Annotated in this window: 1 protein-coding gene; it reads left to right on the top strand. The window is 56.4% G+C overall.

The features are described from left to right. Nucleotides 1–438: phosphoribosylformylglycinamidine synthase subunit PurQ (locus E0L35_RS25615; RefSeq protein ID WP_171051241.1), on the top strand; the 438-nt coding region annotated here is incomplete at both ends.

Raw genomic sequence — 438 nt, 5'->3', positions numbered from 1 at the left:
CTCCTACGGTGATTTGCTGGGTGCCGGTGAAGGTTGGGCGAAGTCAATCCTGTTCAATGACCGTGTACGCAATGAGTTTGCAACCTTCTTCCACCGTCCGCAAACGCTGGCGCTGGGGGTATGTAACGGTTGCCAGATGATGTCTAATCTGCGTGAACTGATCCCAGGTAGTGAGTTGTGGCCACGTTTTGTGCGCAATACCTCCGATCGCTTTGAAGCGCGTTTCAGCCTGGTTGAAGTGACCCAAAGCCCGTCGCTGCTGTTGCAGGGGATGGTGGGCTCGCAAATGCCGATTGCTGTCTCTCATGGTGAAGGGCGCGTGGAGGTGCGTGATGCGGCGCATCTGGCGGCACTGGAAAGCAAAGGGCTGGTGGCACTGCGCTATGTCGATAACTTCGGCAAAGTCACTGAAACCTACCCGGCTAACCCGAACGGTTC

This window comes from Halomonas sp. ATBC28 (genome assembly GCF_005937175.1).
GTDB classification, from domain to species: domain Bacteria; phylum Pseudomonadota; class Gammaproteobacteria; order Pseudomonadales; family Halomonadaceae; genus Vreelandella; species Vreelandella titanicae.
Note: the sequence above shows the minus strand (reverse complement) of the source record. Positions and strands in the feature narration are given on the sequence as shown.